The following is a 25453-nucleotide window of genomic DNA, read 5'->3' as shown; positions in this document are numbered from 1 at the left end:
ATAGTAAATATAAGATACCCTTACCGCACGGACAGCCATGACAGATATTTCAGCGACTCAACTTTCTGATTACCTCGACGAGGCCATTACTCTCGACAGCTTACGTAGTGCCCTATCTCATTTTGCTGAACAACAAAAACAACAATTTAAACAGCAAAAGTCCATTATTGATTTAGTGACTGAACGCAGTCACTTTATCGATCAATTATTGATTCGACTATGGCGCTTTTATGGGTTTGAACAACAACCGGATTTAGCCTTAATTGCCGTTGGCGGCTATGGCAGAGGTGAATTACACCCGCTGTCTGATGTCGATCTACTTATCTTAAGTCAGCACCCATTAGAAGAGGCTGTAGCGGCTAATGTCAGCGCGCTAATAACGTTATTATGGGACTTACGCTTAGAAGTCGGTCAAAGCGTACGAACAGTTGATGAATGTATCGCAGTTGGTAAAGATGATCTTACTGTCGCGACGAATTTAACTGAATCACGCTTTTTATGTGGTAACCAGCAAACCTTTCATCAATTAACGGTGGCGATTAACTCACCGCAGTTTTGGCCAAGCGAAATATTCTTTCAAGCAAAATGTGAAGAACAACGGGTACGCCATGCCCGCTATCACGATACTACCTATAATCTTGAACCCGATATAAAATCAAGTCCCGGCGGGTTACGGGATATTCATACCTTAAGTTGGGTCGCACGGCGTCATTTTGGTGCCACCAGCTTATTAGAAATGAGTCACCACGGTTTTTTAACTGATGCTGAATACCGCGAACTGGTTGAATGCCAAAATGCGTTATGGCGAATTCGATTTGCACTGCATATTGAATTGCGTCGCTATGATAATCGACTCACCTTTGATCACCAGACATCTGTCGCAGAAAACCTCGATTATCATGGTGAAGGTAATCAAGCAGTCGAAATGATGATGAAGGCTTTTTATCGCATTTTACGTCGCGTAGCAGAACTCAATAAAATGCTATTACAGCTGTTTGATGAGGCGATCATAAAACCAGATTCTCGTCTTGCGCCCATTGTACTCAATGATGATTTTCAATTACGCGGCAATTTAATCGAAGCCACCAAACCGGCCTTATTCCAAGCACGGCCAGAAACCATTCTCGATATGTTTCTTCATATTGCGCAAAATTCTGATATTGAAGGTATTGCCGCGCCTACCCTACGTCAATTACGCACGGCAAGACGTCGTCTCAATCGTTTTCTTATCGAGATCCCAGCAGCCCGTGAAAAATTCATGGAATTAGTGCGTCAACCTAATGCACTTCAAAAGGCATTTCAATTAATGCATCGTCACGGAGTTATTGCAGCCTATTTACCCCAATGGAGCCACATCGTGGGTCAGATGCAATTTGACTTATTTCATGTGTATACCGTTGATGAACACAGTATTCGAGTGATTAAAAATCTACATAAATTCAATGATCCTAATCAGCATTCACAACATCCGATTTGTTGCGAGGTCTACCCGCGTTTAATCAAAAAAGAAATCTTAATCTTAGCCGCAATATTTCATGATATAGCAAAAGGTCGCGGCGGGGATCACTCTAAATTAGGCGCAGTTGATGCTTATGATTTTTGTATTGAACATAGGTTATCTCACCCCGATGCAGAAACTGTGTCATGGTTAGTACAAAAACATTTATTGATGTCAGTTACGGCTCAACGACGTGATATTTATGATCCTGAAGTAGTGGCAGAATTTGCGAAACAAATGGGTGATGAAGATCATTTAGATTATTTGGTGTGTTTAACCGTGGCTGACATTTGTGCCACTAACCAAGATTTGTGGAATAGCTGGAAACGTACTCTATTAGCAGAACTTTATTACTCAACCCAAAAGACATTGCGTCGAGGGTTAGAAAAAACACCCGATATGCGCGATCGCATTCGTCATAATCAACAGTTAGCATCGGCAATATTACGTGGTAAAGGTTTTATGCCCCGAGATATTGAAGTGTTATGGCGTCGCTTTAAAGCCGATTACTTCTTACGCCATACTCATAAACAACTCGCATGGCACGCTCAAGCATTATTGAAGCACACCGGCGATAAGCCAATCATATTAATCAGCAAAAAAGCCACTCGGGGTGGCACGGAAGTATTTATCTATAGCAAAGATAAAGCCAAGCTATTTGCGATTGTAGTTTCAGAGTTAGATAAGAAAAATCTCAGTATCCATGATGCCCAAATCATGAACAGTAAAGATGGTTATACGCTTGATACATTTATGGTGCTTGATCCTAACGGCAAAGCGATTAATGAAAATCGTCATATGGGGATCATTCGAAATCTAACTAAAGCACTAACAGTAATGAAATCTGAACGTAAAATTCGTCGCGCGCCACGTAAACTACTCCATTTTAATGTGCCAACAAAGGTTGAGTTTTTATCAACTAAAACTGGACGTAAAACCATGATGGAACTAGTTGCGCTAGATATGCCAGGTTTATTGGCTAAGATAGGTGCGGTATTTGCAGATCTTAATGTCAGTTTACAAGCTGCAAAAATAACTACTATCGGTGAGCGTGCTGAAGATTTTTTTATTATTGTTAATGATATTGGTGGTCGTTTAACTAAAGAGCAGCAACAGTTATTACGCGAAACGCTGATTATTATGATCAATAAGCATGCTTAAATAATACTGAGACAACACCGTATTCAACTACGGTGTTGTTCTTTTTTAATGATAGTTACAACTGTAATTATCCTATGCAGCAGCTTGCTCAGCACTAGCAACAAATTGAGAAAACCATAAATCAGCAACGTCTAACGGATCAAAATGCACCCCAGCATCAATATCTAATCGAGGCTGCACTGGTTGAGAATGCAACTCAGCGAGTAGTGCATCAAATTTACGTCCGGCACCACAAAAACGATCTTCTCCATAGCTAGAATCACCTAATGCTATTACACCGTAATGTTGCTTAGGCAATAACGGGAATTGATCTTTCAATGCAACGTACAGAGGCAATAGATTCTCGGGGATCTCACCTTGCCCCGTTGTCGAAGAAATCACTAACACGGTATCAGCATCATAAGCCATAAAATCATCTAACGTTGAGTCAAAAAAAATCTCAACTTGCGCCGATGTTAATTTAGCGGCTAATGTTTCTGCTAACTCTTCTGCTCCACCATATACAGAGCCTACAAATATGCCTAACTTATTCATTGTCCGCTCTCCTTTGCTGTCAGACGTCCTCAATAAGGGACTATTACCAATCTGGCAATTACACTAAAGAAAAGCAAGTACTGGAGTGAATTTAAGCTAATAAGTTTGCGCTATCGCTCATTCATCGCCATTGATCACTATTTTATATTACACATTTAACAGTAATGAAGGTGACCAATTAAATATGGTCATAACACGCAACCAGACATCATCAACCTCAGCACGAATATCAATTGCAGCACCAGTGAGCGGATGATTAAATTGTAATCGTGACGCATGCAACATCAAACGATGACAATCAAGGCTTTCACGGAACATACGATTATGCTTACCATCACCATAGTTAACATCACCAATCATATGATGATCTAAATGATGCATATGACGACGTAATTGGTGTTTACGTCCTGTTTCTGGTTTCAGCTCGATCAAGCTATAACGACTGGTCGCATAACGTCCCACTGCAATATCAGTTTCTACTGTTGCTAGTGGTGTATACGCAGTTATAGCTTCTTGCGGCTCTTTATCTTCAGTTGCTTTTTTATCTGCAATTTTATCTAACATAATCTTTAGCGGATAATCTAATACTGCCGCTTCTTTGATCCAACCTCTCACTACCGCATGATAAGTTTTATGCATTTCTCGCCCAGCAAAAACGGGCATCATCATTGCTGCTATTTCACTGGATAAACCAAATAAAAGCACCCCTGATGTTGGCCTATCTAAACGGTGTAATGGAAACACATGCTGACCAATTTGATCTCGCAATGTTTGCACTACAAACACGGTTTCATGGCGATCTAACCAAGATCGGTGAACCAACATACCCGCAGGCTTATTAACTGCAATTAACGCATCATCTCGGTATAAAATTTCCAGTTCCATTCTACTCACTTAGTATTTAAACAATTGATCAATTTCACGAACAATCACCACAATATCTATTATCCCTTCCTGATTTTTCATTGCTTCTTCAACATAAGGAGAAATAGCAAACTGAGTCGGTAACGGTAAGCGTTGTACTATTAAATAATGTAATTTTGGAATAAAAATCCATTGTAACCATTGATGACAATCTAAAGTATCAATCGCAAATGGTTCTGTACTCGCCAACGCTTGTGGTTCAGGCGTAATAGTTTCCCAATAGTGATGATGTTGTAATATGTTTTCTAATTGGGTGAGTAATTGCTGACTTTGATGATACTTATCCATCATAACCCCTCATCTTTGTTGATAATAAAAACGGCGCAGGATAGCATTTTGACTCAACAGCCCCAACTATATTATGGTGATTAGCTACCTATTCACAGGTATGCTGAGTTAATACGATTACTTATATTGAACGCGCTAAATTGAAGGAGCTTTATTTATTATGTTCATGGAAACATTTCATACTTTAACCCAATTGCTTGATAACGCAGGTTGTCGTTACAATATCTTTGATTTAGGTCGTCGAGTAAATAAAATTGATAGCGACCAATTTAAAGCAGTTGAAGAAAATCGTCAGCCTTATCCATGGCCACTTCAACAGCATGCTCATATTGCAATTTCATTTTGGCAGGATCAACAACCACCTTGGGTATGGTTTTTACGCTTACCGCTTGATGAGCGAGGACTGTTAAAACAAGCCGCTGTCGGTGATTTTATTAAGTATGTCATTGAAGCCATGGGTGCTAGTTTAAATAGTACCCCGACAGAAGAAGAACAACAAAAGCTCGCCAATAACCCTTACACGTTTAAGCCCAATGATGACAAAATGGCGATATTTAACGCCCAACTACGGGTATTATTATCATTACCACCTAGCCAATATTATGCTGATGCACAAGCTTATTTATCAGGACAACAAGATTGGCAGCAATGGCAACATATTGGTTTGCAAGGATTGGCTGATATCTGCGCCCGTATGCCACAACACAACAATGCGACCTCTTTACGTAAGGCATTAAACCATCTACCAATGACACCACTGTATGCGTTGTTAGGTTGTCTTGAACATTGTCCAATTCCAGCGCCTCTTACCCAACGAATAACAGAACGATTAACGCTAGAATGCCAACAGCAACAACCCGATTTATTTTTGATCTCAGCTTTAGTTCGTGCTCTCGCAGGGAGTTCCTCTCAACAATTACAACAAACATTGACCACCATTTTAAACCAACCTTCCTTATGTCACCGAGAAGTACTTATCGCGATTGCTGGGCGTTGTTGGTGTGGTTTTACTGATACCAATATTGCATCATTATTTTTACTACGTTTAGCTGAAACCCAAGATCAAACCTTGTTTAACCAATTATTTACTGATCTCGTCATGCAGCCATTATTACGTGGCATCATGCTACAAATACTTCATGGTCAGGCGGATCCAGCACTGATCGATGCGATTCAAAAACTACAACAACATGCTAAAAATCACTAATAGCATTTATTGTCTCTAAGGAGCTGTTTATTATATGGATAATCTGTTCGGCATTTTAATTATTGCTATTATCGGTTTTTTATTTTGGCAACAACGACGTCAAACTGAATTAGCACAGTATTATATTGAGCAACGTTGCAAAAATATGGGCTTACAAATGATCAGCTTTGCTCGCGGTGAACAAAAGCTCAAAGATCATCATGGTGAGTGGGGATGGCGAACAGTATTTGTGTTTGAGTTTTCAGCTGATGGGATGGATGTCTATCAAGGCTATATTGAAATGAAACGTTTACGGGCGAGCTATTTTTATGTACCACCGCACCGTATTCCAGAAGGCTGTGATTATTAATCGTTATCTTTTTTAAAAAAGAAAGGACGTGACAATCATTATTGTCACGCCCTTAGATATTACTTTTGCAGCAATCCAGCTACTGTCGTGCTCCCTGCTATCAATCCTTGATATACTTAAATCCCCAAATAAATCTTAACTTCATCCTAGAAGTCATTCTTCGGTAATCCCTGACCCATCAGCATATCCAACACTGACTCTCTCTCTGTAATGAGGTGTCCTTGATGTTCCTAACTTCACTCTGAAGTAAGTTCCAATTCCATCCTAGAATGTTGTTATCCTAACAAATAGATATCCTATCTATTGCCCTCTCTCCTAGAGGATCCTATGCATCCTGCAAGATGATAATCCACACCATCTATTGCTCATCCTGAGCGGCCAACTCCATGGCTATCCCTTAATCCTTGTCAGCTCCAGCTGATAGATTCATATTACCCCATTAAAAAAATGACGCAATAACAAATAATCTATTAATTATAATTAACAAGTTTTCATATATTATGAATAATAATAAGCCACTGATAAATAATAATATTTATCTTTAATTACAATATAAACTGATAAAAATACCGAAATAATCCTACACTTTAGTAAGAGATCTCTTACAAAACCAATAGAAAAACGCTATCACGAATAATTATATAGTGCGAGGTGCGAGGTGCGAGGTGCGAGGTGCGAGGTGCGAGGTGCGAGGTGCGAATAAAAACAAGTCACTCAGAAAGAATCAAATTTAATCTTGCTGTAATAAAATAGATTCTTTTATAGACAGCACAAAAAAGAGAGGGCGCGACTTTCGTCGCGCCCTTAGGTCTTACGTGCAGCAATCCCGCTACTATGTCGCTCCCTGCATCCATCCTTTGACTACTGTGTTCCGTCAGTATTGTCCTTTATGCTTCATCCTGAAGCTGTTCCTGTGGTCATCCTAACCCGTCATCACATCCTGTTCTGACTCTCATCTCCTTCCTGGAGGTGTCCTTTACTTCATCCTGAAGTGATCCTTTATGCCTCAAATCCTAGAGGTGTTCCTTACTTCATCCTGAAGTTATCCTTTATGCCTCAATCCTAGAGGTGTTCCTTACTTCGTCCTGAAGTTATCCTAGCCTTCCTGACAGGTAAACATCCTGCTTACCTTTTTTACCGCATCCTACGGTGTTCCCTTCACATTCCATGTCTGATAAACCATCCTAGCTTACCAGTATCTCATCCTGAGACTGCCTATATCCGTGGCGTTTTCCTGTTCCCTTATGTCAGTTCCTTCCGACACCATTGATAATATGTGAATTACCTAATAAATCCTATATAGCTCAAAATATCTTTTTTACTTTCTTATAATCAAACAGCTTAAAAATAAAAACAAACAACTAAAAAACAATGTGTTACATTTAAAATATGATCATATGAACATTACTATCATGCTTATCTCCCACAGGTTTGTAAGAGATCTCGCACACAACGAGTAGTTAAAAGCCATTCATCATTTATCATACTTAGTCACACGAAGTAAAATATTGTTATTATACAGATAAATAAGTGCGAGGTGCGAGGTGCGAGGTGCGAGGTGCGAGGTGCGAGGTGCGAGGTGCGAGGTGCGAGGTGCGAATAAAAACAAGTCACTCAGAAAGAATCAAATTTAATCTTACTATAATAAAATAGATTATTTTATAAACAGCACAAAAAAAGAGAGGGCGCGACTTTCGTCGCGCCCTTAGGTCTTACGTGCAGCAATCCCGCTACTATGTCGCTCCCTGCATCCATCCTTTGACTGCTATGTTCCGTCAGCATTGTCCTTTATGCTTCATCCTGAAGCTGTTCCTATGGTCATCCTAACCCGTCATTACATCCTGTTCTGACTCTCATCTCCTTCCTGGAGGTGTTCCTTACTTCGTCCTGAAGTGATCCTTTATGCCTCAGTTCCTTACTTCGTCCTGAAGTGATCCTCGTCTTCCTGACAGGTAAACATCCTGCTTACCTTTTTTACCGCATCCTACGGTGTTCCCTTCACATTCCATGTTCGATAAACCATCCTAGCTTACCAGTATCTCATCCTGAGACTGCCTGTATCCGTGGCGCTTTCCTGTTCCGTTGTGTCAGTTCCTTCCGACACCATGAAGATTACGCTTTTCATTATTATTCACAATAGATGCTTAAACATGCTGTAATATATTTTTTCATCTCACTGGAAGATAAAAATAAAAAAATAATAATAATCAATAAGTTAATATTAATCTAATAGTCATATCCTATAATAAAAAGCTTAATGTCTTACACGTATGTGAGAGATCTCTTACAACAACATTAGCAATTTGTCTAAGGTGACTATTTATACTGAGATCCACTATACTCACAGTCAGATAATACATTGCTAAATAAGGAATCGAGATGGAAGCATTTAATCACAATTTAGCTAATTTATTCAGTCAATTAGGTTTAGATAACTCAACAGAATCTATTGAGTATTTCTTACAAACGCATCAATTAGAGCAACAACAAAAATTATCTGAAGCCCCTTTTTTTACTTTTGCTCAACACCAATTTCTTAATGAAGCACAGCAGCAAGATGCTGACTGGTGTGAAGTGATTGATCAACTTGATACTTTACTTCGAAAATAATCACTTTGTTTACCAAGGAACCATGATGTCAACCATCACTCAAGAAATAGAACAGGCGATAGCAAGCTTAGTGGCTGAAAATAAACAACCATCAATAGCACTGATTAAGGCTCGCCTTACCACATCACTGCCTATTCCTGTGATTATAAAAGCCCTACAAGCATGGCAAAAAAATGCAAAAGTACCGCACATAGAAAAACAACAACGAGTATTAACCGCAGACCAACGTATTGAACAACTTGAACAACAAGTACTTGCACTTTCTACGCGTTTAGCACGATTAGAAGCCGATCGTTAATCATAAAAAAGCACCTTGTTTTTAAGGTGCTTTTTGTCTTCACTGAAAGTTCCACGACATATTGGACACAATTCGACAACGATCGCATTTAAAATGGAACAAGCCGTGCAGCGCTTCTGGCACTCGCCACTCGCCACCACAACTTGGACATCGACGGGCTAATTCAGCGGCTTTACTTTCACCACCAACACGGTATTGATAATAATAAGTTGGTACCTCAGTTATAGTTTCGATATGACGACATAATCCACGCCCACGAACAAACAATTCACTGTCTACATCACCAATTTCAGCCAATGCCATGCTTACTGCAGTTGGACTCTTAATCGCCATTTGAATTTCATCAAAAGCTTGCCATTCTGTCTGCCACTTAATGATTGCTTTATAATCATCATCAGTCGTTGCCCCAGTCTGATATAACGGGATTGGCAATAATGTATCGCCACTACGAAGCGGTGAACAACTATGAACATAAGTGGTGTAAAGCACTTGCCATGAAGGTGAAAAGCTTTCAGCAACTGAGTCTGAATTAAGATCAACCCCTAATATTTTTATTTTTGGTGTAAGCAAACACGCGCGCGTTAATTGCTCATAACATTGATTTACTTGAGGGCTATTATAACGAGAATGAAGGCTTTCTTTCTCGGGACACACAACACGAACCCGAAAGATACCATCATCAATAACGACAGGAAATTCACGTCCAAGTACTTGACCGTTATAGCGCAACGTATCCATTAAGCTATTAATAGCAGTATCTACTTGCGATAACGTCGTGTTATCAAAACATTCAAATTGTAACTCAACAACAAACACGTGTTATACCTCGGCGACTAATGGCTTTAATTGTTGTAAGAACGTAGCAACATCAACCGCTAATGGCTGACGAATATCCTTACCTAATGTTTCTAACACCACTTGGCCGGTCATATTACAAATAGAAATCACTTGTAATTCATCATCTACAACCGCAATAAATACTGTGGGTTTCAGCTTCATTCGACGTTGAGTCACCAAATGCCCTAAAATATTTTGCTGTAAACGTTCAATATCATCATCATTAAATGCTTGTAATAAATCCAGTGATAAATCACCAAACATAGCGCTCATATCACCGCTATATTGCGATCCATAAAAAGCATTGATATCACTATGAAGTGATAAATCCATGCCTTTTTCGACGCCTTCCAAGCTAATTATCGGCTGGCGGTCAATCGGTTTCCAAGTCACATTTTGACCGTCATCAACAACGACACAAGGTGAAATAAGCCCAACTAAATGCTCACTTACAGGGAAACCGCGATCTGCATCACACCATGCTTGTAAATAACGAGCAGAAAAATCAGATAAAGCGCAGGTAACAGGATGATTCATTCGCAACCTCATAAAAGATTAAGTAAACTTTAGGTTTAAACCGTTTCGACGGATATCTATTCTAATCCAAGAGTGTCATAGACAGTATGAGTAAATATAAAGACGCTAAAGAATTAGCAGGTTTAACCCTTGGCAAAAAAACAGAGTATAAAGATCAATATGATCCATCATTACTGCAACCTGTACCAAGAAGCTTAAACCGTACCGATATTAATATCAGTAATGATGCACTGCCATTTACTGGCTATGATATTTGGACATTATACGAATTATCTTGGCTCAATAATAAAGGCTTACCACAAGTTGCCATTGGTGAAGTTCGCTTACCCGTGACAAGCCCAAATCTTATTGAATCAAAATCTTTTAAATTATACCTGAACAGCTTTAATCAAACTCGTTTTGATAACTGGCAAGATATTGCAGATACCCTCCAAATCGATTTGTCTCGCTGCGCAGGTGAAGATGTTGATGTCACCATTCAACCTCTGACTGATTTTAACGAGCAGCCGATTGTTAATTTCTTTGGTGAGTGCATTGACGATCAAGATATTGAAATTAAAGATTATGTATTTAAACCTGAATATCTTGAGGGTGCTGCTGATAACAACGATATTGTAGAAGAGATTGTTCACAGCCATTTATTAAAATCAAACTGTTTGATCACTAATCAGCCTGATTGGGGCAGTGTACGTATTGCTTATAAAGGTAATCGTATTGATCGTGAAAAATTACTGCGTTATATCGTGTCATTCCGTAATCACAATGAATTCCACGAACAATGCGTTGAGCGTATTTTTAACGACATTATGCGTTTTTGTCAGCCTGAATTACTGACAGTCTATGCGCGTTATACCCGTCGTGGCGGTTTAGATATTAATCCATATCGTACTAATATGGGTAAAACCCCAAGTGATAATTTCCGTCTCGCACGTCAGTAATTAGATCCTAACGACGAATTCAACATTAAGTCCGGTAAAAACCTTTACTTTGCTGGACTTGATGCCTTAACACAGTAAAATCAACACTATCTTGTGTGTTATTCTGCTGTTTTGAGACTATATGACTTTTCGCGGCCTATTTCTTTCTGGGTTAGTATTACTAACAACTTCATTTGATCTTCAAGCAAAACTTTATAGCTCACCGCCCCTTATTGAAGCGTATAGTTTATTAGTTAATCAGCCACAGCAAACACTCATTATTACTCAAAACTATCTAGAGCAAAGACGTTTAAGCCAACCTCAAGATCCATCACGCATCCACCTTAATGGTGAGGCCGATCAATCAATACGAACGCCACTTAATACCGTTAATGCCCTACAACTCCAAGCTCAAGCTTTATCATTATTACAACACCCAGAACAAGCAATTAATGTTATTAAAAAAGCAGAAAAAATCGCATTTGTTAATGATTTCATGTTCAGTGTCTTTGAAAGTCGTATTTTATTAGCTAAATTTTACTGGGTTAACTTAAGTAATAGTGCAACTGCCCTAAAAATGCTTAATGCTCTTAGCGTTGAGATGAAACATTCACAGCCCATAACGCTGACTAAACAACTACAAAAATTAAAATATCAATCACTGATGCTACGCGCCCTAATTGAATCAAGTATTGGGAAAGATGAAGCAGCAGAAAAACTCCTGATCAAAGCCAAAGGTTACTTAATCGCATTTGACGATAAAGATGAAACTATTAACTATCAACTCACCTTAGGCCAACATTATTTACGTCATCATCATTATGATATGGCACTCGACCGCTTATTAAGTGGTTATTGGTTAGCTGTTGAAAATGAAGATCAACCACAAATTGCGCGTGCTAATTATGAATTAGCCCTACTGTTTGAAAAACGCCATGTATTTGATAAAGCATTAGAGCATGCAACTCAAGCCGGAGAGTACTTTGAGCGCTATAAGCGCACTCAACAATTAGCAAAAACATTAACCTTAATTGCCTCTATCTATGAACAACAAGGGCGCTATAACCTTGCATTAGTACATTACTTTAATGCGCTTGACCAAGAAAACCAGCTTAAACATGATGTTCGTTCCGCAAGTTTACGGCTTAATATTGCACGGGTTTATTTACATTTATATAACTATCCTAAAACAGAGCAATATATTGTTCAGGCACGTAATCTTGCCCTGCAAAGTGGCAATGAAAATATTGTAGCAGAAAGCCAAATTCTACAAGGTAAGTTAGAGCTAGAAAAAGGTAAATTAGATGATGCCATTACCTCATTACAAGCTGGTTTAATTTCAGCAAGCCGTATTGGTGCAACAAATTTACAATTAATGGGCGAGTCAATATTATCAAAAGCGTTTGAAAAACAGAATGATTACTACAACGCTTTACTCAGCCAACGCCGTTATGAACAACTGTATGCTGGCAAACAAAAAAGTGCTATCCAAAGTAATACTGAAGTATTTAAGCAACAACAAAAAATGATGGAACGCTCACTTAAACTTGAAGAAATGGAACGTGAACAATTCATTAATAAGAACGCGCTTTATAAACAACAACAAATATCTTTATCCTTAATTGCTGTCTTAGTTATTATGTTTTTACTGTTATGGCGTCGCCAACACATTAATAAACAATTAAAACAACAACTCACTAAATTAACCACAGATTACTATACTCACCCACGTAGCGGACTACGTAATCTACGAATGCTTAATGCTCGTTTAGCTAATTCTCTCCAAAAAAGCAGTGCCAACTTTGAACAATGGCACCTTGGTGAAATTATTAATGAACCGTTAAGCGATCGGTTACGCTTTGCCTTATTTGAAGTCTCGTTTTTAAAAAATATTTATCTGGAAAAAGGTTACCAACAAGGGCTTGCTGCTGAAAAGGAATTTGGTGATTATTTACAACAACAAGTATTAGAACCCGCGCGTATTTATCATTTTTCCGATGCGATGTTTTTATATATTGAACCCAATGCACGTTTGAGCTGTGATCCCAAGCAGCTTGCCGACTCAATCCAGCAGCTAATTGATAATTATACCTTACCGTTAGGTATCGAAAAATCATTACAAATAGGCATGGCCGAATATCCCTTTTTACCACGATCATATACGGCGATTAATGACCACGAATTAATTGATATTTTACTAATGACTGTTGATGCTGGCGTCAGCCTCAATAATAAATATTCAGGTAGCCACTGGGTTCACTTATCCGCGATTGATGCCGCCCCTGCAGCCAGTTTTGTTAGCGATAACATTCGTCGTTCTTGTATTGAAGGAATAAAGAAAGGATTAGTAAAAGTACACAGTTCAACTCACAATGAGATAATTTGGAACTACGATCACAATCTTAATAAAGATATCAATTAAATATATAAATGCGCCAAAACTTTGTAAAAGTTCACTAACTATTATGTTCTATTTTTGATAGCATGTTTCGAAGTTTAAAGTAACATTATGAATTAAATGACTTTTAATTATATCAATGCAGATGCATAACCAATGACAGATATCAGTGCCATTGTTGCCGAAGTCAGTATTCTCAAGCAACAATTAGACAGATCTCAACTTTCTTACCGTGATTCTAATCTAAAATCGCGGCGTGAAATTGTAATATTAAAACGTCTAATCACTCGATTAACCATTGCCTGTCGTGGACTCGATAATGACCTTGATAGCACATTACAATCAATAACCCATGATCTTGAACAACCCTTAGATATTAGTCGACTCATTCCTCGACTAGCGATTGTTGAACGGCTAGTTACTCAACAAGCTGATGTGCTCCAACATCAAAATAACCACTTACAGCAACAAATTAATCAACGCAGTCATACCCTGATACAACACCAAGATTTACCCATGTCATTACAACGAGATTTAGATCATCTTGTTAGCCAACAACCAACTACGTTATTAGATAATCATCAGCGTATAGTTCGCTTACTTGAACTGTATGAGCGCAGTATAAAATCACTAACCGCCACCAATAACAAAACCACACTATCTAATGATAATCAGCCCAACTTTAGTGTTGAATTGGTTGCTGAATTACAACAAATTATCACCGAAATAGACTTTACCAATGATCAAGGTCAGCAACTGTTTTCTATTCGCAATCAATTAGCAGAAGGTGTTGATCAACAAACACTATTGGCTTTATTAGTCCAAGTTTTACGTCTTATTGTCTCTGGTACTCACAATGAACGTTATGCATCACAACAATTTCTAAATATACTTAATAGCGATTTAGCTTCATTACAAAAAAACACCGCTAAAACGGCCAGTTCTTTTTCTGTCTTACACCAACATCGACGTGATTTTAATACTGGTATATCAACAATTGTCTCTAATATTGATCAACAACTTAATACACCAGAGGCGGTTACTTCATCATGGAAAAATATTGCGTATGAATTACAACAATTAGCACAGCGTAATAGCCAATTAGAGCAACGGGAACAAGCGTTAATTGAGCAGTTAAATCATAACGATAATAAAGTGCAGCAGTTACAACAACAAACGTATAGTTATCGTCAACGACTAAGCCAACAAGAACAAAATATTTTTCGAGATAAATTAACCTTAACCTATAACCGCTGCGCGTTTAATGATCGTATTGAACACGAATATCAACGCTGGTTACGCTATCAAAATCCATTACTTTTAGTACTGATTGATATCGATAATTTTACCCAGTTAAATAATGACTATGGTCACCATGCGGGTGACAAAGCACTTAAAATTATCGCGCAAACTATTAGCCACCAATTAAATCCAACCGATTTTATCGCTCGCTTTAATGAAGACGCCTTTATATTGTTAATGACCGATATTGATCAGCAACAATGTCAGCAATTAATGAACGATATTCAGACCGCAATCACTCAATTACCATTGCATTTTAAAGGTCAGAGTATTTCGATGTCAGCGTCTATTTGTACTTCATTTTTCAATAATAATGACACGCCTAAAGATGTCATCCACCAGATTGAAACCACACTGCGTCACAGCCAAATTCAACGTTGTAACACTGTTATTCATCAATAATTAACCCGCCTCAATAATCGTGTCTATCGCGATATTAGGTTCTTATATTATTACTATCATTTACTGGTCAAAGATAAAATCACTGTGTATGGTAATGAAAGAAAAACAAATTATCTTACTGTTCTTTATTTGATTTTTGCACCAGTCCTGTGGTGAACACACCTTGCTTCTGCCTTATCTTAATAAAAGAACATGCTGTTTCATCATTACCAGGGAGGTTATTATGATAACGCATATCAGCCCTATCGGCGCTATGAACCTATTGTCTCAAATAGAAGCCGACAGCCTAAAAGCAACCGCATCCAGTGATTTATACCGCCTCTATCGAAACTGCTCACTGGCAGTTTTAAACTCGGGCAGCCATACGGATAATTCCAAAGAATTACTTGAAAAACACCGTGATTTTTCGATTAATTTATTACGTCGTGAACGTGGTATTAAAATCGAGCTGGTGAATCCACCTGAGCATGCTTTTGTTGATGGTCGTATTATTCGTGGCATTCAAGAACACATGTTTTCAGTATTACGCGATATTATTTATGTCGATATGCACATCGCACGTCGTAATGACATTGACCTAGCCAGCGCCCCGCACATTACCGATTTTGTATTTAGTCTGTTACGTAATGCTCGCACCCTACATGCAGGTGAAGATCCTAATATTATCGTGTGTTGGGGTGGCCACTCAATTAACCCAATTGAATACCAATATACCCGTGAAGTCGGTAATGAATTAGGGTTGCGTGAACTCAATGTTTGTACAGGGTGTGGACCTGGCGCTATGGAAGGACCAATGAAAGGTGCTGCCATTGGTCATGCTAAACAACGTTACTCTGGCAGCCGCTTTATTGGCTTAACTGAACCATCCATTATTGCAGCAGAGCCACCAAACCCGATAGTCAATGAGCTGGTTATTTTACCTGACATAGAAAAACGATTAGAAGCCTTTGTGCGAGTGGGCCATGGGATCATTATTTTCCCCGGTGGCGCAGGCACAGCAGAAGAGCTGCTTTATATTTTAGGGATTTTGATGCATCCCGATAACGCAGAACAACCGCTACCATTGATCCTCACCGGCCCTAAAGAAAGTGAAGCCTATTTCCGTACCCTAGATGACTTTATTCGTGACACATTAGGTGACGCCGCCACCCAGCATTATCAAATTATTATTGGTGATCCCACCGAGGTGGCACAAGTAATGAAAGCATCAATGGCTCGCGTAAAAGAACACCGCTTAGCCACGGGTGATGCTTATTGCTTTAACTGGTCTCTGACGATCCCTAAAGATTTCCAGATGCCATTTGCGCCAACACATAAAGCGATGGCGAGTTTAGATTTGCACATGGATCAACCGAAAGAAAAACTGGCGGCTAATTTACGTCGAGCATTCTCTGGTATCGTGGCAGGTAATGTCAAAGAAGAAGGCATTCATGAAATTGAGCAATATGGCCGATTTAAGATCGATGGTGATAAAGTCCTGATGCAACGGATGGATAAACTATTGAAAAATTTTGTAGAGCAACAACGAATGAAACTACCCGGCACTAAATATGAGCCTTGTTATGAAATCGTTAACACTCATGACCAAACAAAATAATATCGTCATTTAATTACAGTTTTGCGTACAATAAGGAGCCTAAGCGCTCCTTTTATTCATCTACATAGAATTAATTTATGGCTATCCACCTTGTTATTATTGATGCATTAAATCTTATTCGTCGCGTTCATGCAGCGCAACCAGGGCAACCCGATATCGACAATACTGCCAGGGTGTGTTGTCAGGCATTACAGAAAATCATTAATAGTACCGAACCAAGCCATATTGTCGCTGTGTTTGACCATAATAGTAATGATCGTGGTTGGCGAGCAGAATTATTGCCGCATTATAAAGAAGGCCGTAAACCAATGCCGCCAGAACTGTTAACGGGTATGGATAACATTCAAGATGCATTTATGGCAATAGGCATTGATTCATTATTATCAGAGGGTGATGAAGCGGATGATTTAGTAGCAACCTTGGCATTAAAAGTTGCGTCTCGTCACGAGCAAGTCACTATCGTTTCAACCGACAAAGGGTATTGTCAGTTACTGCAACCTACCTTACGTATTCGTGATTATTTTCAGCAGCGCTGGCTTGATAGCCCATTTATTGAAAAAGAATATGGGGTTAAACCACAGCTGTTAACTGACTATTGGGGATTAGCAGGGATCAGTTCCAGTAAAATCCCGGGTATTGCAGGCATTGGCCCCAAAGCTGCTGTTGAACTATTAAGTCTCTACCCCACTCTTGAGGCAGTTTTAACGGCTACCGATCTTGCCCCTAAATGGCACAAAAAAATCATCGGTAATGAAGAAACAGCACGTGCATCAAAAGCGGTAGCAAGCCTAAAAACTGATTTAGAACTTGGCTTTAATTTACAAGATATTCGTTACCATGAAGTCAATCAAGATTAATTCAGCATAAATTCCAACCATAAAAAAACGCCACCCTCAACAAGGATGGCGTTAATAATAATCCGTTACACTTCATGCAAATTAATATGCAGAGCGATTATCTAAGCGTTGAATATGTACCGTAATTTCTTCACGGTCATGGTACAAATGCTTAGCCTGAAGCTTAAACTTAACCCCATTTTTAATCAGTAGTACTTTTAGATTTTCAATATCTTGTAGCACTTCGTCATAACGGCCTTTCATTGGCAGTTTAAGGTTAAAAATAGCTTCTTTTGCCCATGCTTTAATTAACCATTCACCGATAAGGTGCGCCACGCGGGCTGGTTTTTCAATCATGTCACATACAATCCACGTAATATTCTTACGTGCTGGTTCATATTTAAAACCATCAACTGCGTGATATTTAACTTGGCCAGTATCCATTAAGCTTTGCGCCATGATGCCATTATCAATCGCATGAACAAACATCGAACGTTTTACTAATTGATACGTCCAACCACCAGGACAGGCACCTAAGTCAACACTCCACATACCCGGCGCTAAACGCTCATCCCACTCTTCACGAGGAATAAACACGTGAAATGCTTCTTCTAATTTCAACGTTGAGCGGCTTGGCGCATCTGATGGGAATTTAAGACGAGGAATACCCATAAAGAACTGTGAGTTATTTTGCGTGAAAGAATAGCCAACAAAACAACAACCAGGGGCAATAAAGCACACGTGTAACACTGGTTTTTTATGGTTATCTTTAACGTATAAAATATTACGCTTACGCATTGCTTGACGTAATGGCACTGTAAATTTACGACAGAATTTTAATAGCTCTTTCGCTTCATTAGTATCCGGTGTTTCAATGCGTAAATCACCACAGATAGGAAAACCTTCACCAATTGCTTCTAGAATAGGTGAAATACGATCTTCTGTTGGCAAACCGGTTAGCATTGCTGATGTTGCAAACATTTGACGAGCAAAAATCAACTGCGAAAATGGCTGCAATTGAATAAACTTATTTGCATCACCTGCTTGGTAAAACTCAAATAACACATAACCTGAATTGTTTTTCGCCCGAGGGAAACCAAACAATTCCAGCGTATTTGCTTTGTCTTGAACCTCTCCGGCACATTCTTTTTCAAAGCCAGGACGACAGTACAATAAAACTTGATTCACGTTGGAACCCTCAAGCTGAACGCCAGGTGGCTATTGCAAGCATCACCCAGCCAATAATAAAACATATTCCGCCCATCGGAGTGACGGGACCAAACCACTTAATGCTGGTTAAAGCTAACGCATATAAACTGCCACTAAAACAAATTATACCGAGGCCAAAAAACAGCGCCGCGTATGATAACGCTTTTGATGGCAAAAAGCGTGACAATATTCCACAAGCTAATAATGCCAAGGTATGCCATGCCTGATATTGAACCCCAACTTTAAACACATCAAGTAAGTGGGGTGTTAATATGCGACTTAATCCATGCGCAGCAAATGCACCCAATGCCACCATGACTACACCACTGCATGCAGCACACACTAACATTAATCGTGATTGATGACGCTGTTTAACGGTTAATTCAACCATCATTAGTACAACCCTTACTCTGCATCTTCACTATTAACACAATTTTTAATAAAAGCCGCCAATGCCTCAATTGCTATTGTGATATTTTCAGCTTCAGTATGACCCGATGCTTTTCGCGGTTTAAAGCCGTGATCACCATCAGCTAAAAACTGGTAACTCACCTGCGCAGAAAAAGGCCATTGTTCAACTTCACTACGCACCCCAAAGGTATCGCGTTCACCTTGTAAAATAAGGGTAGGTACGGTAATTATTGCTAAATGATCGCCGCGATAATTTTCAGGCTTTGCTGGCGGATGAAACGGAAAACCTAGACAAGCAACACCGCGTACTTTTGCGGCGCAATTACTAACCATTGGCGTGTCGGCTGCAATATCAGTCACCATCAAACTCGCCATTCGCCCCCCCATCGATTTACCACCAATGACTAACTTACCATTATCAAATTGTTCAATATGGTTTTGAAAATCGAGTAATAATTTAGGCTGACGATCAGGTGGACGCTTTTTACCGTCTTCAGCACGCTTAATCATATAGGGGAAATTAAACCGTACCACTTGAATATTATGTAGTGCCAATCCCTGCGCAACGGTGGTCATAAATGCATGATCCATCCCAGCACCAGCACCATGGGCAAATAAAAACGTCGCTACAGCATGTTCAGCATCAGGGCCATCAATCAGATATTCACACTTCTTCAATGACATCCGGCATATCCTTTTGCTCTTTACGAGCTTTATTTAAAATCCAATCACGGAAAATTTGAATACGTCCGGTATCTGCTTGTTTTTCCTGACACACAAAATAAAACGCATTTTTACTGACAATGATTTCATCAAACGGACACACTAACCGCCCAGCTTCTAACTCTGGTTGAGCCAATACATTATTACCTAATGCAATACCTTGGCCGTGAGCCGCTGCCTGCAATACCATCGTCGAATGACTAAAGATCGGTCCTTGATTCACATTAACGTCTTTCACATCATAATGACGAACATAGTTTTTCCACTCTTTACGGGAAGTATCATGCAGCAAAGTGTGTAATTTTAAATCCTCAATAGTGCGTAACGGTTTCGTCCCAACCAATAACATTGGTGAACATACCGGCATCATAAATTCTTGATATAATTTATCAGCACGTAAGCCGGACCAATTACCACGACCATAATAAATTGCCACATCAACATCATCTGTCAATGAACCTTCATCAAGATCAACGGCTTTAATACGAACGTCTATTTCAGGATGTTGCTCATTAAAGTCGGTTAATCTAGGAACCAACCATTGAATAGCAAAACTAGGAGGTAAACTAATGGTTAATGCACCTTTAGAGCCTCTTTCAAGCACCTTATCCGTCGCATCTGAAATTGATGAAAAGACATCTTTAATATCAAGAAAGTAGCTTTGTCCTTCTTCAGTCAATAACAATGAACGGTTGCGACGACGGAATAATTTTAACCCAAGAAATTCTTCTAAGGCTTTAATTTGATGGCTAACTGCAGCTTGAGTAACAAAAAGTTCTTCAGCGGCACGAGTGAAACTTAAATGCCTTGCAGCAGCTTCAAACACCTTCAATGAGTTGAGTGGGGGTAAACGTCTTGACATACTTTTCGAGGCTCTCTAATGCATTAGTTTTTTTCATCTCAAACATTATAAATTGTCCATTGTTTAAGTGCTATATAAACCCTATTATTCGTTCCGTAATATTAATGAACATTTTGTGTTTTGCCCTCTGGCTAACCGCTGAATTAATATTACGATGTTGTGTTTGCATATTGTCCGGATCCTGCCGGATCGGTAGTTATCTACCTCTTTACTTCCTGTATTTTGACCAATAGGTTGAAGTAATTTTTAGCACTGCGCCCCAACGCAGTGCTATTTTTTTATTTATCAAAAATCATCGCAACACTTGCTCTTCTTTGCATTTATTAGCATCATCAATAATCCAAATTTCTGTAATGTGACCTGCTATGACCATACCATTCGATATCAAACAAATTCAAACCCAATTCCCAGCACTGCAACATTCAGATGTCGCACCGCGAGCGGTTTATTTAGACAGCGCAGCAACAACTCAAAAGCCTGCGATTGTTATCGATACGCTAAGTCACTATTACCGTGGTTATAATGCCAATGTACACCGAGGTAGCCATAGTTTAACGGCGAATGCGACCTTTGCTTTTGAACAAGCACGAGCAACAGTACAACACTTTATTGGTGCTGCCAGTCCTAAAGAAATCATTTGGACTCGTGGTGCAACCGAAGCATTAAATCTCATTGCACAAACCTATGCCCGCTCTAATTTGCAAGTAGGCGATGAAATTTTAGTCAGTGAGCTTGAACACCATGCCAATATCGTACCTTGGCAAATGGTTGCTGAACAAACCGGGGCTAAAGTCGTTAAAATTCCAATGCGTAAAGATTGCACATTAGATATTGATGCTTATCTGCATTTATTGTCGAATAAAACCAAAATTGTTGCTGTTGCTCATATCACGAATGTTACCGGAACTCGAAATCCAATTGAATCAATGATAGCTGCAGCTCACCAATATGGCGCAGTGGTCGTGGTTGATGGCGCACAAGGGATCGTCCATGAACGCATTGATGTTCAAGCGCTTGATGCCGATTTCTATGTGTTCTCTGGCCATAAGATTTATGCGCCAACGGGTATTGGTGCGCTCTATGGTAAGCAAGCACTACTTGAAGCGATGCCCCCATGGCACGGCGGTGGTAAAATGGTCAATAAGGTATCATTTGCTGGTACCAGCTATGCAGGTTTACCCGGGAAATTTGAAGCGGGCACACCCAATGTTGCGGGCAGCTTAGCCCTTGCTGCAGCCATTGAATGGTTACAAAATATCGACCATCAAGGCGCAGAACAACACATTGCCGATTTACGTCAACAAGCCTTAGACGGGATTCAGAATATTGATGGACTGCGTATTATTGGTCTTCAACCTAATGCGAGCTTATTTTCTTTTGTGGTTGATGGCGTTCATCATCAAGATATAGCCACACTGCTAGATCAACAACAGATTGCCCTGCGTGCTGGTCATCATTGCGCTCATCCAATGCTTGATGCACTAGGTTTAACAGGAACATTACGGGTATCATTAGCGCTTTATAATGATCAACAAGATGTGGCGCGATTTATTGCAGCACTGCATAAAGCCTGTGATTTATTATAGTTACAGCCAAGGAAAACAACATGACCACCACTATAACACTCCCTCAGCACCCTTTTGGCTCTGAGATCACGACCACTGATATCATTGCCCAAATGCAAATCGCAACGGGGTGGGAAGATCGCTATCGTAACGTTATTCAACTCGGTAAAAAACTACCACAACTGGATGATAGCTATAAGCAAGATCAACTTAAAATCAGCGGCTGTGAATCACAAGTGTGGTTACATCATCAAGTTGTTAATGATCACTATTACTTTATCGCTGATTCAGATGCGCGAATCGTGCGTGGTTTAATTACCTTAGTGCTAGCCGCTTATAATGGTAAAACAGCGGCTGAAATTAACGCTTTTGATATCGATGCCTACTTTGATAGTTTAGGCTTAATGGCCCATCTTAGCCCTTCGCGTGGCAACGGTTTAAAAGCGATTGTTGAACAAATAAAACAACTTGCGCACTAATAATTCATCGAATTAACGCCTATTCCTATCGGCTAGATACAAAAAAGCGGATCCCAATGGTGATCCGCTTTTTACTCTTCATTACTGTTTAGGCGACATCTTTATTGACGATGCTTTTCAATCAGCTTCTTAATAATATGAGCCACAGCGACAAAACCAAAGCTTGCCGTCACAACGGTTGCAGCACCAAAGCCACTGGCACAATCCATTCGTTTAGGTCCTTCCGCCGTCGCTTTTACCGCACACACAGAACCATCAGCTTGGGGGTATTTCAAATGCTCGGTGGAATAAACACAATCAATCCCAAATTTACGCTTAGCATTTTTAGTAAAATTATGATGATGACGCAATGTTTCACGCAATTTTCTAGCCAATGGATCTTGGATCGTTTTGGTTAAATCTGTCACTTGAATTTGAGTTGGATCCGTTTGTCCACCAGCGCCACCGATCGTGATTACTTTTATTTTATTACTTTTACAATACGCCAATAGTGATGCTTTTGCTTTAAGGCTATCAATCGCATCTAATACATAATCAAATTCTTTTGATAAATACTGCGCTTGATTTTCAGGACTAATAAAATCATCAATTAAATTAACTTTACAGTCAGGGTTAATCAATTGAATACGCGCAGCCATTACTTCAATTTTACTTTGACCAATAGTGCCTGTCATTGCATGAATTTGACGGTTGATATTAGTTACACAAACATCATCCATATCAATTAAGGTTAATTCACCCACGCCAGATCGTGCTAACGCTTCTGCTGCCCATGAGCCAACACCGCCAATACCAATCACACATACATGTGCAGCGCGAAGAATTTCAACTTCACTGTTGCCATATAAACGACGAGTGCCGCCAAAACGTTGATTATAACTATCGGATGCTGGGGTATCTAATTCACGCATACTGGTTCTACACTGCTTGAGATGGATAAATAAAGAGTGCGTTTTTATACGCACTCTCAAAACAATTGTCCAGTCAGACCAAAAAGATCACAACCGTGATCTCCGCGACCATAACTATTATCGTGGCATTAACCATGGGTCTTGGGTTGCTGTGCCTTTAAGGCCTAAACGCCATACACGGCCAAAATGCTTATAGTGACCAGCATCAGTACCCGCTTGTTTACCTTTACCATGGTATAAATCAAGATGGTTACGCTTCACCGCACCACCAGTATCTAATGCCAGTAATAATCGTAGTACATGCTTACCGGTCCAGTTACCTTTAGCATCTAATTGTGGTACTTCCGCTAATAACACTGATCCCATTGGAATGTATTTACGATCCGCAGCTACTGCTGCATTCGCTAATAATGGAATACCCGCACTGCCTTTCACATCTAATGTTTTACGTGGCGAGAAGAACACATATGATGGATTTTGCTCTAATAATTCACGTACTTCACTTTCACTGTGATTAGCCACCCAGTTTTGAATCGCTTGCAGTGACATCTTCGCTTTAGACACTTCACCACGATCAATCAATACGCGACCAATACTGACATAACGATGACCATTTTTACCCGCATAACCAAAATATTGCAGTTGGTTATTATCTTTAAAATGAACAAAACCACTGCCTTGTACTTCCATCATAAATACATCAAGCATCGATTTACTGTAACCCAACACTAATCCTTTACCCGCCAACGCACCATCATAGATTTGCTCGCGTGAAGGACAACGACCTTTGCAGGTTGGCATTGCATAAATTGGGTAACGATAGGCACCCATTGGTTTATGGCGCAATTCAATAACTGGAGAATAATAACCAGTAAACATCACATTGCCTTCGCCATTAGCACCTCCCATTTGTGCCGCTTGGATGCCGTATTTAGCTAACGTGCTTGGATTACCACTGTGCTTAGCCCAATTTTCTACTTGGTTATACAAAGGTTCAAATTTACGCGCCATTGATGACGAACGAGAGGTAACCATTTTTGCTTGTGGGGCAAAGGTACTGTAATCATGGGGTTTATTTGATTCAATTTGTGAAACTTTATTTAACACATGATCAAAATGCTGACCTAAATATTGGTGTGCTAACGGATTACCAACTGCCGCTAAGCTCGATTTTTCCGTTGTCGTACTTTCTGGAGATGAACATCCCACCAAGCTAAAAAGAATAATTGCAACTGTTGCTTTACGTAACACGATAGATAAACCTATAAAAGTTTTATAAAAATGAAAAAGAGATAGCTCGCCTACTTTTATAAAAGCAGCAAACGGATGCCAATACTAACAAACGCCATCTGAAAATAAGTAATTATTTAAAAAAATCTTGAATAAATGATATAACACCATTAAAAGATCTAAGACTAATAGGCAGTAACAAAAGTTCCATTGAATGAATTAAATATACTATTCGTGTTAAACCTCCATCCAACAACTCACACGACAAACCGTTAAGCATAAATACCTTCGATGGCTAAAATGAATATTTACGCACCGATAATGATTATTACTAATTTCGTCCAAATCACATTTAAATGCTGCGGAAA

At 39.4% G+C, this 25453-nt stretch carries 23 protein-coding genes; 12 read left to right on the top strand and 11 right to left on the bottom strand.

Annotated elements, in window-relative coordinates:
• The first annotated feature begins 37 nt into the window (after positions 1-37).
• Positions 38-2659 carry a bifunctional uridylyltransferase/uridylyl-removing protein GlnD gene (gene glnD, locus GLP24_RS15090; protein WP_232616207.1) on the top strand — a complete coding sequence of 874 codons (2622 nt, stop codon included), beginning with the start codon at positions 38-40 and terminating at the stop codon, positions 2657-2659.
• A gap of 72 nt (positions 2660-2731) precedes the next feature.
• Here the strand turns inward: glnD and GLP24_RS15085 are convergent, their stop codons facing one another.
• The 3 genes from GLP24_RS15085 to GLP24_RS15075 all read right to left on the bottom strand — a co-directional run bounded on the left by GLP24_RS15085 (position 2732) and on the right by GLP24_RS15075 (position 4405).
• A complete protein-coding gene (locus GLP24_RS15085) occupies positions 2732-3193 on the bottom strand; it encodes a flavodoxin (RefSeq protein WP_152654169.1) in 462 nt (153 codons plus the stop codon).
• A gap of 147 nt (positions 3194-3340) precedes the next feature.
• Positions 3341-4078, bottom strand: a complete 738-nt coding sequence (truC, locus tag GLP24_RS15080; RefSeq protein ID WP_232576218.1) for a tRNA pseudouridine(65) synthase TruC — start codon at positions 4076-4078, stop codon at positions 3341-3343.
• Positions 4079-4087: 9 nt separating this feature from the next.
• Positions 4088-4405 (bottom strand): YqcC family protein, encoded by a 318-nt coding sequence (locus GLP24_RS15075; protein WP_221944814.1) that lies wholly within the window; start codon positions 4403-4405, stop codon positions 4088-4090.
• Positions 4406-4565: 160 nt separating this feature from the next.
• On the opposite strand from GLP24_RS15075, the gene GLP24_RS15070 reads away from it, so the two are divergent.
• The 4 genes from GLP24_RS15070 to GLP24_RS15055 all read left to right on the top strand — a co-directional run bounded on the left by GLP24_RS15070 (position 4566) and on the right by GLP24_RS15055 (position 8869).
• Positions 4566-5612: a DUF3549 family protein gene (locus GLP24_RS15070; RefSeq protein ID WP_232616206.1), complete on the top strand. Its 1047-nt coding sequence runs from the start codon at positions 4566-4568 to the stop codon at positions 5610-5612.
• A gap of 34 nt (positions 5613-5646) precedes the next feature.
• Positions 5647-5961, top strand: a complete 315-nt coding sequence (locus GLP24_RS15065) for a DUF3301 domain-containing protein (protein WP_101769625.1) — start codon at positions 5647-5649, stop codon at positions 5959-5961.
• A gap of 2379 nt (positions 5962-8340) precedes the next feature.
• A complete protein-coding gene (locus GLP24_RS15060) occupies positions 8341-8571 on the top strand; it encodes a DUF2789 family protein (protein WP_232604339.1) in 231 nt (76 codons plus the stop codon).
• Positions 8572-8596: 25 nt separating this feature from the next.
• Positions 8597-8869: a hypothetical protein gene (locus GLP24_RS15055; protein ID WP_101769623.1), complete on the top strand. Its 273-nt coding sequence runs from the start codon at positions 8597-8599 to the stop codon at positions 8867-8869.
• A gap of 39 nt (positions 8870-8908) precedes the next feature.
• On the opposite strand, the gene GLP24_RS15050 is transcribed toward GLP24_RS15055, so the two are convergent.
• Together GLP24_RS15050 and syd are read right to left on the bottom strand one after the other, a co-directional pair.
• Positions 8909-9685, bottom strand: coding sequence for a Zn-ribbon-containing protein (locus GLP24_RS15050; RefSeq protein WP_101769622.1), 777 nt, complete (start codon positions 9683-9685; stop codon positions 8909-8911).
• A 3-nt stretch (positions 9686-9688) separates the two neighbouring features.
• Positions 9689-10243 carry a SecY-interacting protein gene (syd, locus tag GLP24_RS15045; RefSeq protein ID WP_101769621.1) on the bottom strand — a complete coding sequence of 185 codons (555 nt, stop codon included), beginning with the start codon at positions 10241-10243 and terminating at the stop codon, positions 9689-9691.
• A gap of 86 nt (positions 10244-10329) precedes the next feature.
• Here syd and queF point away from each other — a divergent pair, with 86 nt between their 5' ends.
• The 5 genes from queF (at position 10330) to xni (ending at position 17716) form a co-directional block, all read left to right on the top strand.
• Positions 10330-11181, top strand: coding sequence for an NADPH-dependent 7-cyano-7-deazaguanine reductase QueF (queF, locus tag GLP24_RS15040; RefSeq protein ID WP_101769620.1), 852 nt, complete (start codon positions 10330-10332; stop codon positions 11179-11181).
• A 121-nt stretch (positions 11182-11302) separates the two neighbouring features.
• The gene (locus tag GLP24_RS15035; protein WP_232616205.1) at positions 11303-13582 is read left to right on the top strand and encodes a tetratricopeptide repeat protein; all 2280 of its coding nucleotides are present in this window, start codon (positions 11303-11305) and stop codon (positions 13580-13582) included.
• Between the two features lie 132 nt (positions 13583-13714).
• Complete coding sequence (locus tag GLP24_RS15030; RefSeq protein ID WP_232616204.1) at positions 13715-15262, top strand: GGDEF domain-containing protein; 1548 nt, start codon at positions 13715-13717, stop codon at positions 15260-15262.
• 223 nt (positions 15263-15485) lie between these two features.
• Positions 15486-16859 (top strand): nucleotide 5'-monophosphate nucleosidase PpnN, encoded by a 1374-nt coding sequence (ppnN, locus tag GLP24_RS15025; RefSeq protein WP_232616203.1) that lies wholly within the window; start codon positions 15486-15488, stop codon positions 16857-16859.
• A gap of 77 nt (positions 16860-16936) precedes the next feature.
• Positions 16937-17716: a flap endonuclease Xni gene (gene xni / locus GLP24_RS15020; protein ID WP_101769616.1), complete on the top strand. Its 780-nt coding sequence runs from the start codon at positions 16937-16939 to the stop codon at positions 17714-17716.
• Positions 17717-17797: 81 nt separating this feature from the next.
• Here xni and rlmM read toward each other — a convergent pair whose 3' ends face one another.
• Genes rlmM through GLP24_RS15000 form a run of 4 tightly spaced genes read right to left on the bottom strand, consistent with a single transcriptional unit; the run spans position 17798 to position 20900 of the window.
• Entirely contained in the window at positions 17798-18883 is a 1086-nt protein-coding gene (rlmM, locus tag GLP24_RS15015) for a 23S rRNA (cytidine(2498)-2'-O)-methyltransferase RlmM (protein ID WP_101769615.1), read from the bottom strand.
• Between the two features lie 10 nt (positions 18884-18893).
• Entirely contained in the window at positions 18894-19295 is a 402-nt protein-coding gene (locus GLP24_RS15010; protein WP_152654183.1) for a DUF423 domain-containing protein, read from the bottom strand.
• A 14-nt stretch (positions 19296-19309) separates the two neighbouring features.
• Positions 19310-19999: an alpha/beta family hydrolase gene (locus GLP24_RS15005; RefSeq protein ID WP_221944761.1), complete on the bottom strand. Its 690-nt coding sequence runs from the start codon at positions 19997-19999 to the stop codon at positions 19310-19312.
• Positions 19980-20900: a transcriptional regulator GcvA gene (locus GLP24_RS15000; RefSeq protein ID WP_101769614.1), complete on the bottom strand. Its 921-nt coding sequence runs from the start codon at positions 20898-20900 to the stop codon at positions 19980-19982. Before GLP24_RS15000 ends, GLP24_RS15005 begins: the two co-directional genes overlap by 20 nt.
• 365 nt (positions 20901-21265) lie before the next feature.
• Here GLP24_RS15000 and csdA point away from each other — a divergent pair, with 365 nt between their 5' ends.
• On the top strand, positions 21266-22486 hold the full coding sequence (gene csdA, locus GLP24_RS14995; RefSeq protein WP_232576223.1) for a cysteine desulfurase CsdA: 1221 nt from the start codon (positions 21266-21268) through the stop codon (positions 22484-22486).
• Positions 22487-22506: 20 nt separating this feature from the next.
• Entirely contained in the window at positions 22507-22944 is a 438-nt protein-coding gene (gene csdE / locus GLP24_RS14990) for a cysteine desulfurase sulfur acceptor subunit CsdE (RefSeq protein ID WP_232600471.1), read from the top strand.
• 101 nt (positions 22945-23045) lie between these two features.
• On the opposite strand, the gene tcdA is transcribed toward csdE, so the two are convergent.
• On the bottom strand, positions 23046-23855 hold the full coding sequence (gene tcdA, locus GLP24_RS14985) for a tRNA cyclic N6-threonylcarbamoyladenosine(37) synthase TcdA (protein WP_045037489.1): 810 nt from the start codon (positions 23853-23855) through the stop codon (positions 23046-23048).
• Positions 23856-23972: 117 nt separating this feature from the next.
• Positions 23973-25106 (bottom strand): murein transglycosylase A, encoded by a 1134-nt coding sequence (mltA, locus tag GLP24_RS14980; RefSeq protein WP_101769611.1) that lies wholly within the window; start codon positions 25104-25106, stop codon positions 23973-23975.
• Positions 25107-25453: the final 347 nt, after the last annotated feature.

The organism is Photobacterium carnosum (assembly GCF_021236965.1).
Taxonomy (GTDB): Bacteria; Pseudomonadota; Gammaproteobacteria; order Enterobacterales; family Vibrionaceae; genus Photobacterium; species Photobacterium carnosum.
The sequence above is the reverse complement of the archived record's forward strand: the minus strand, read 5'-3'. Positions and strand labels throughout refer to the sequence as shown.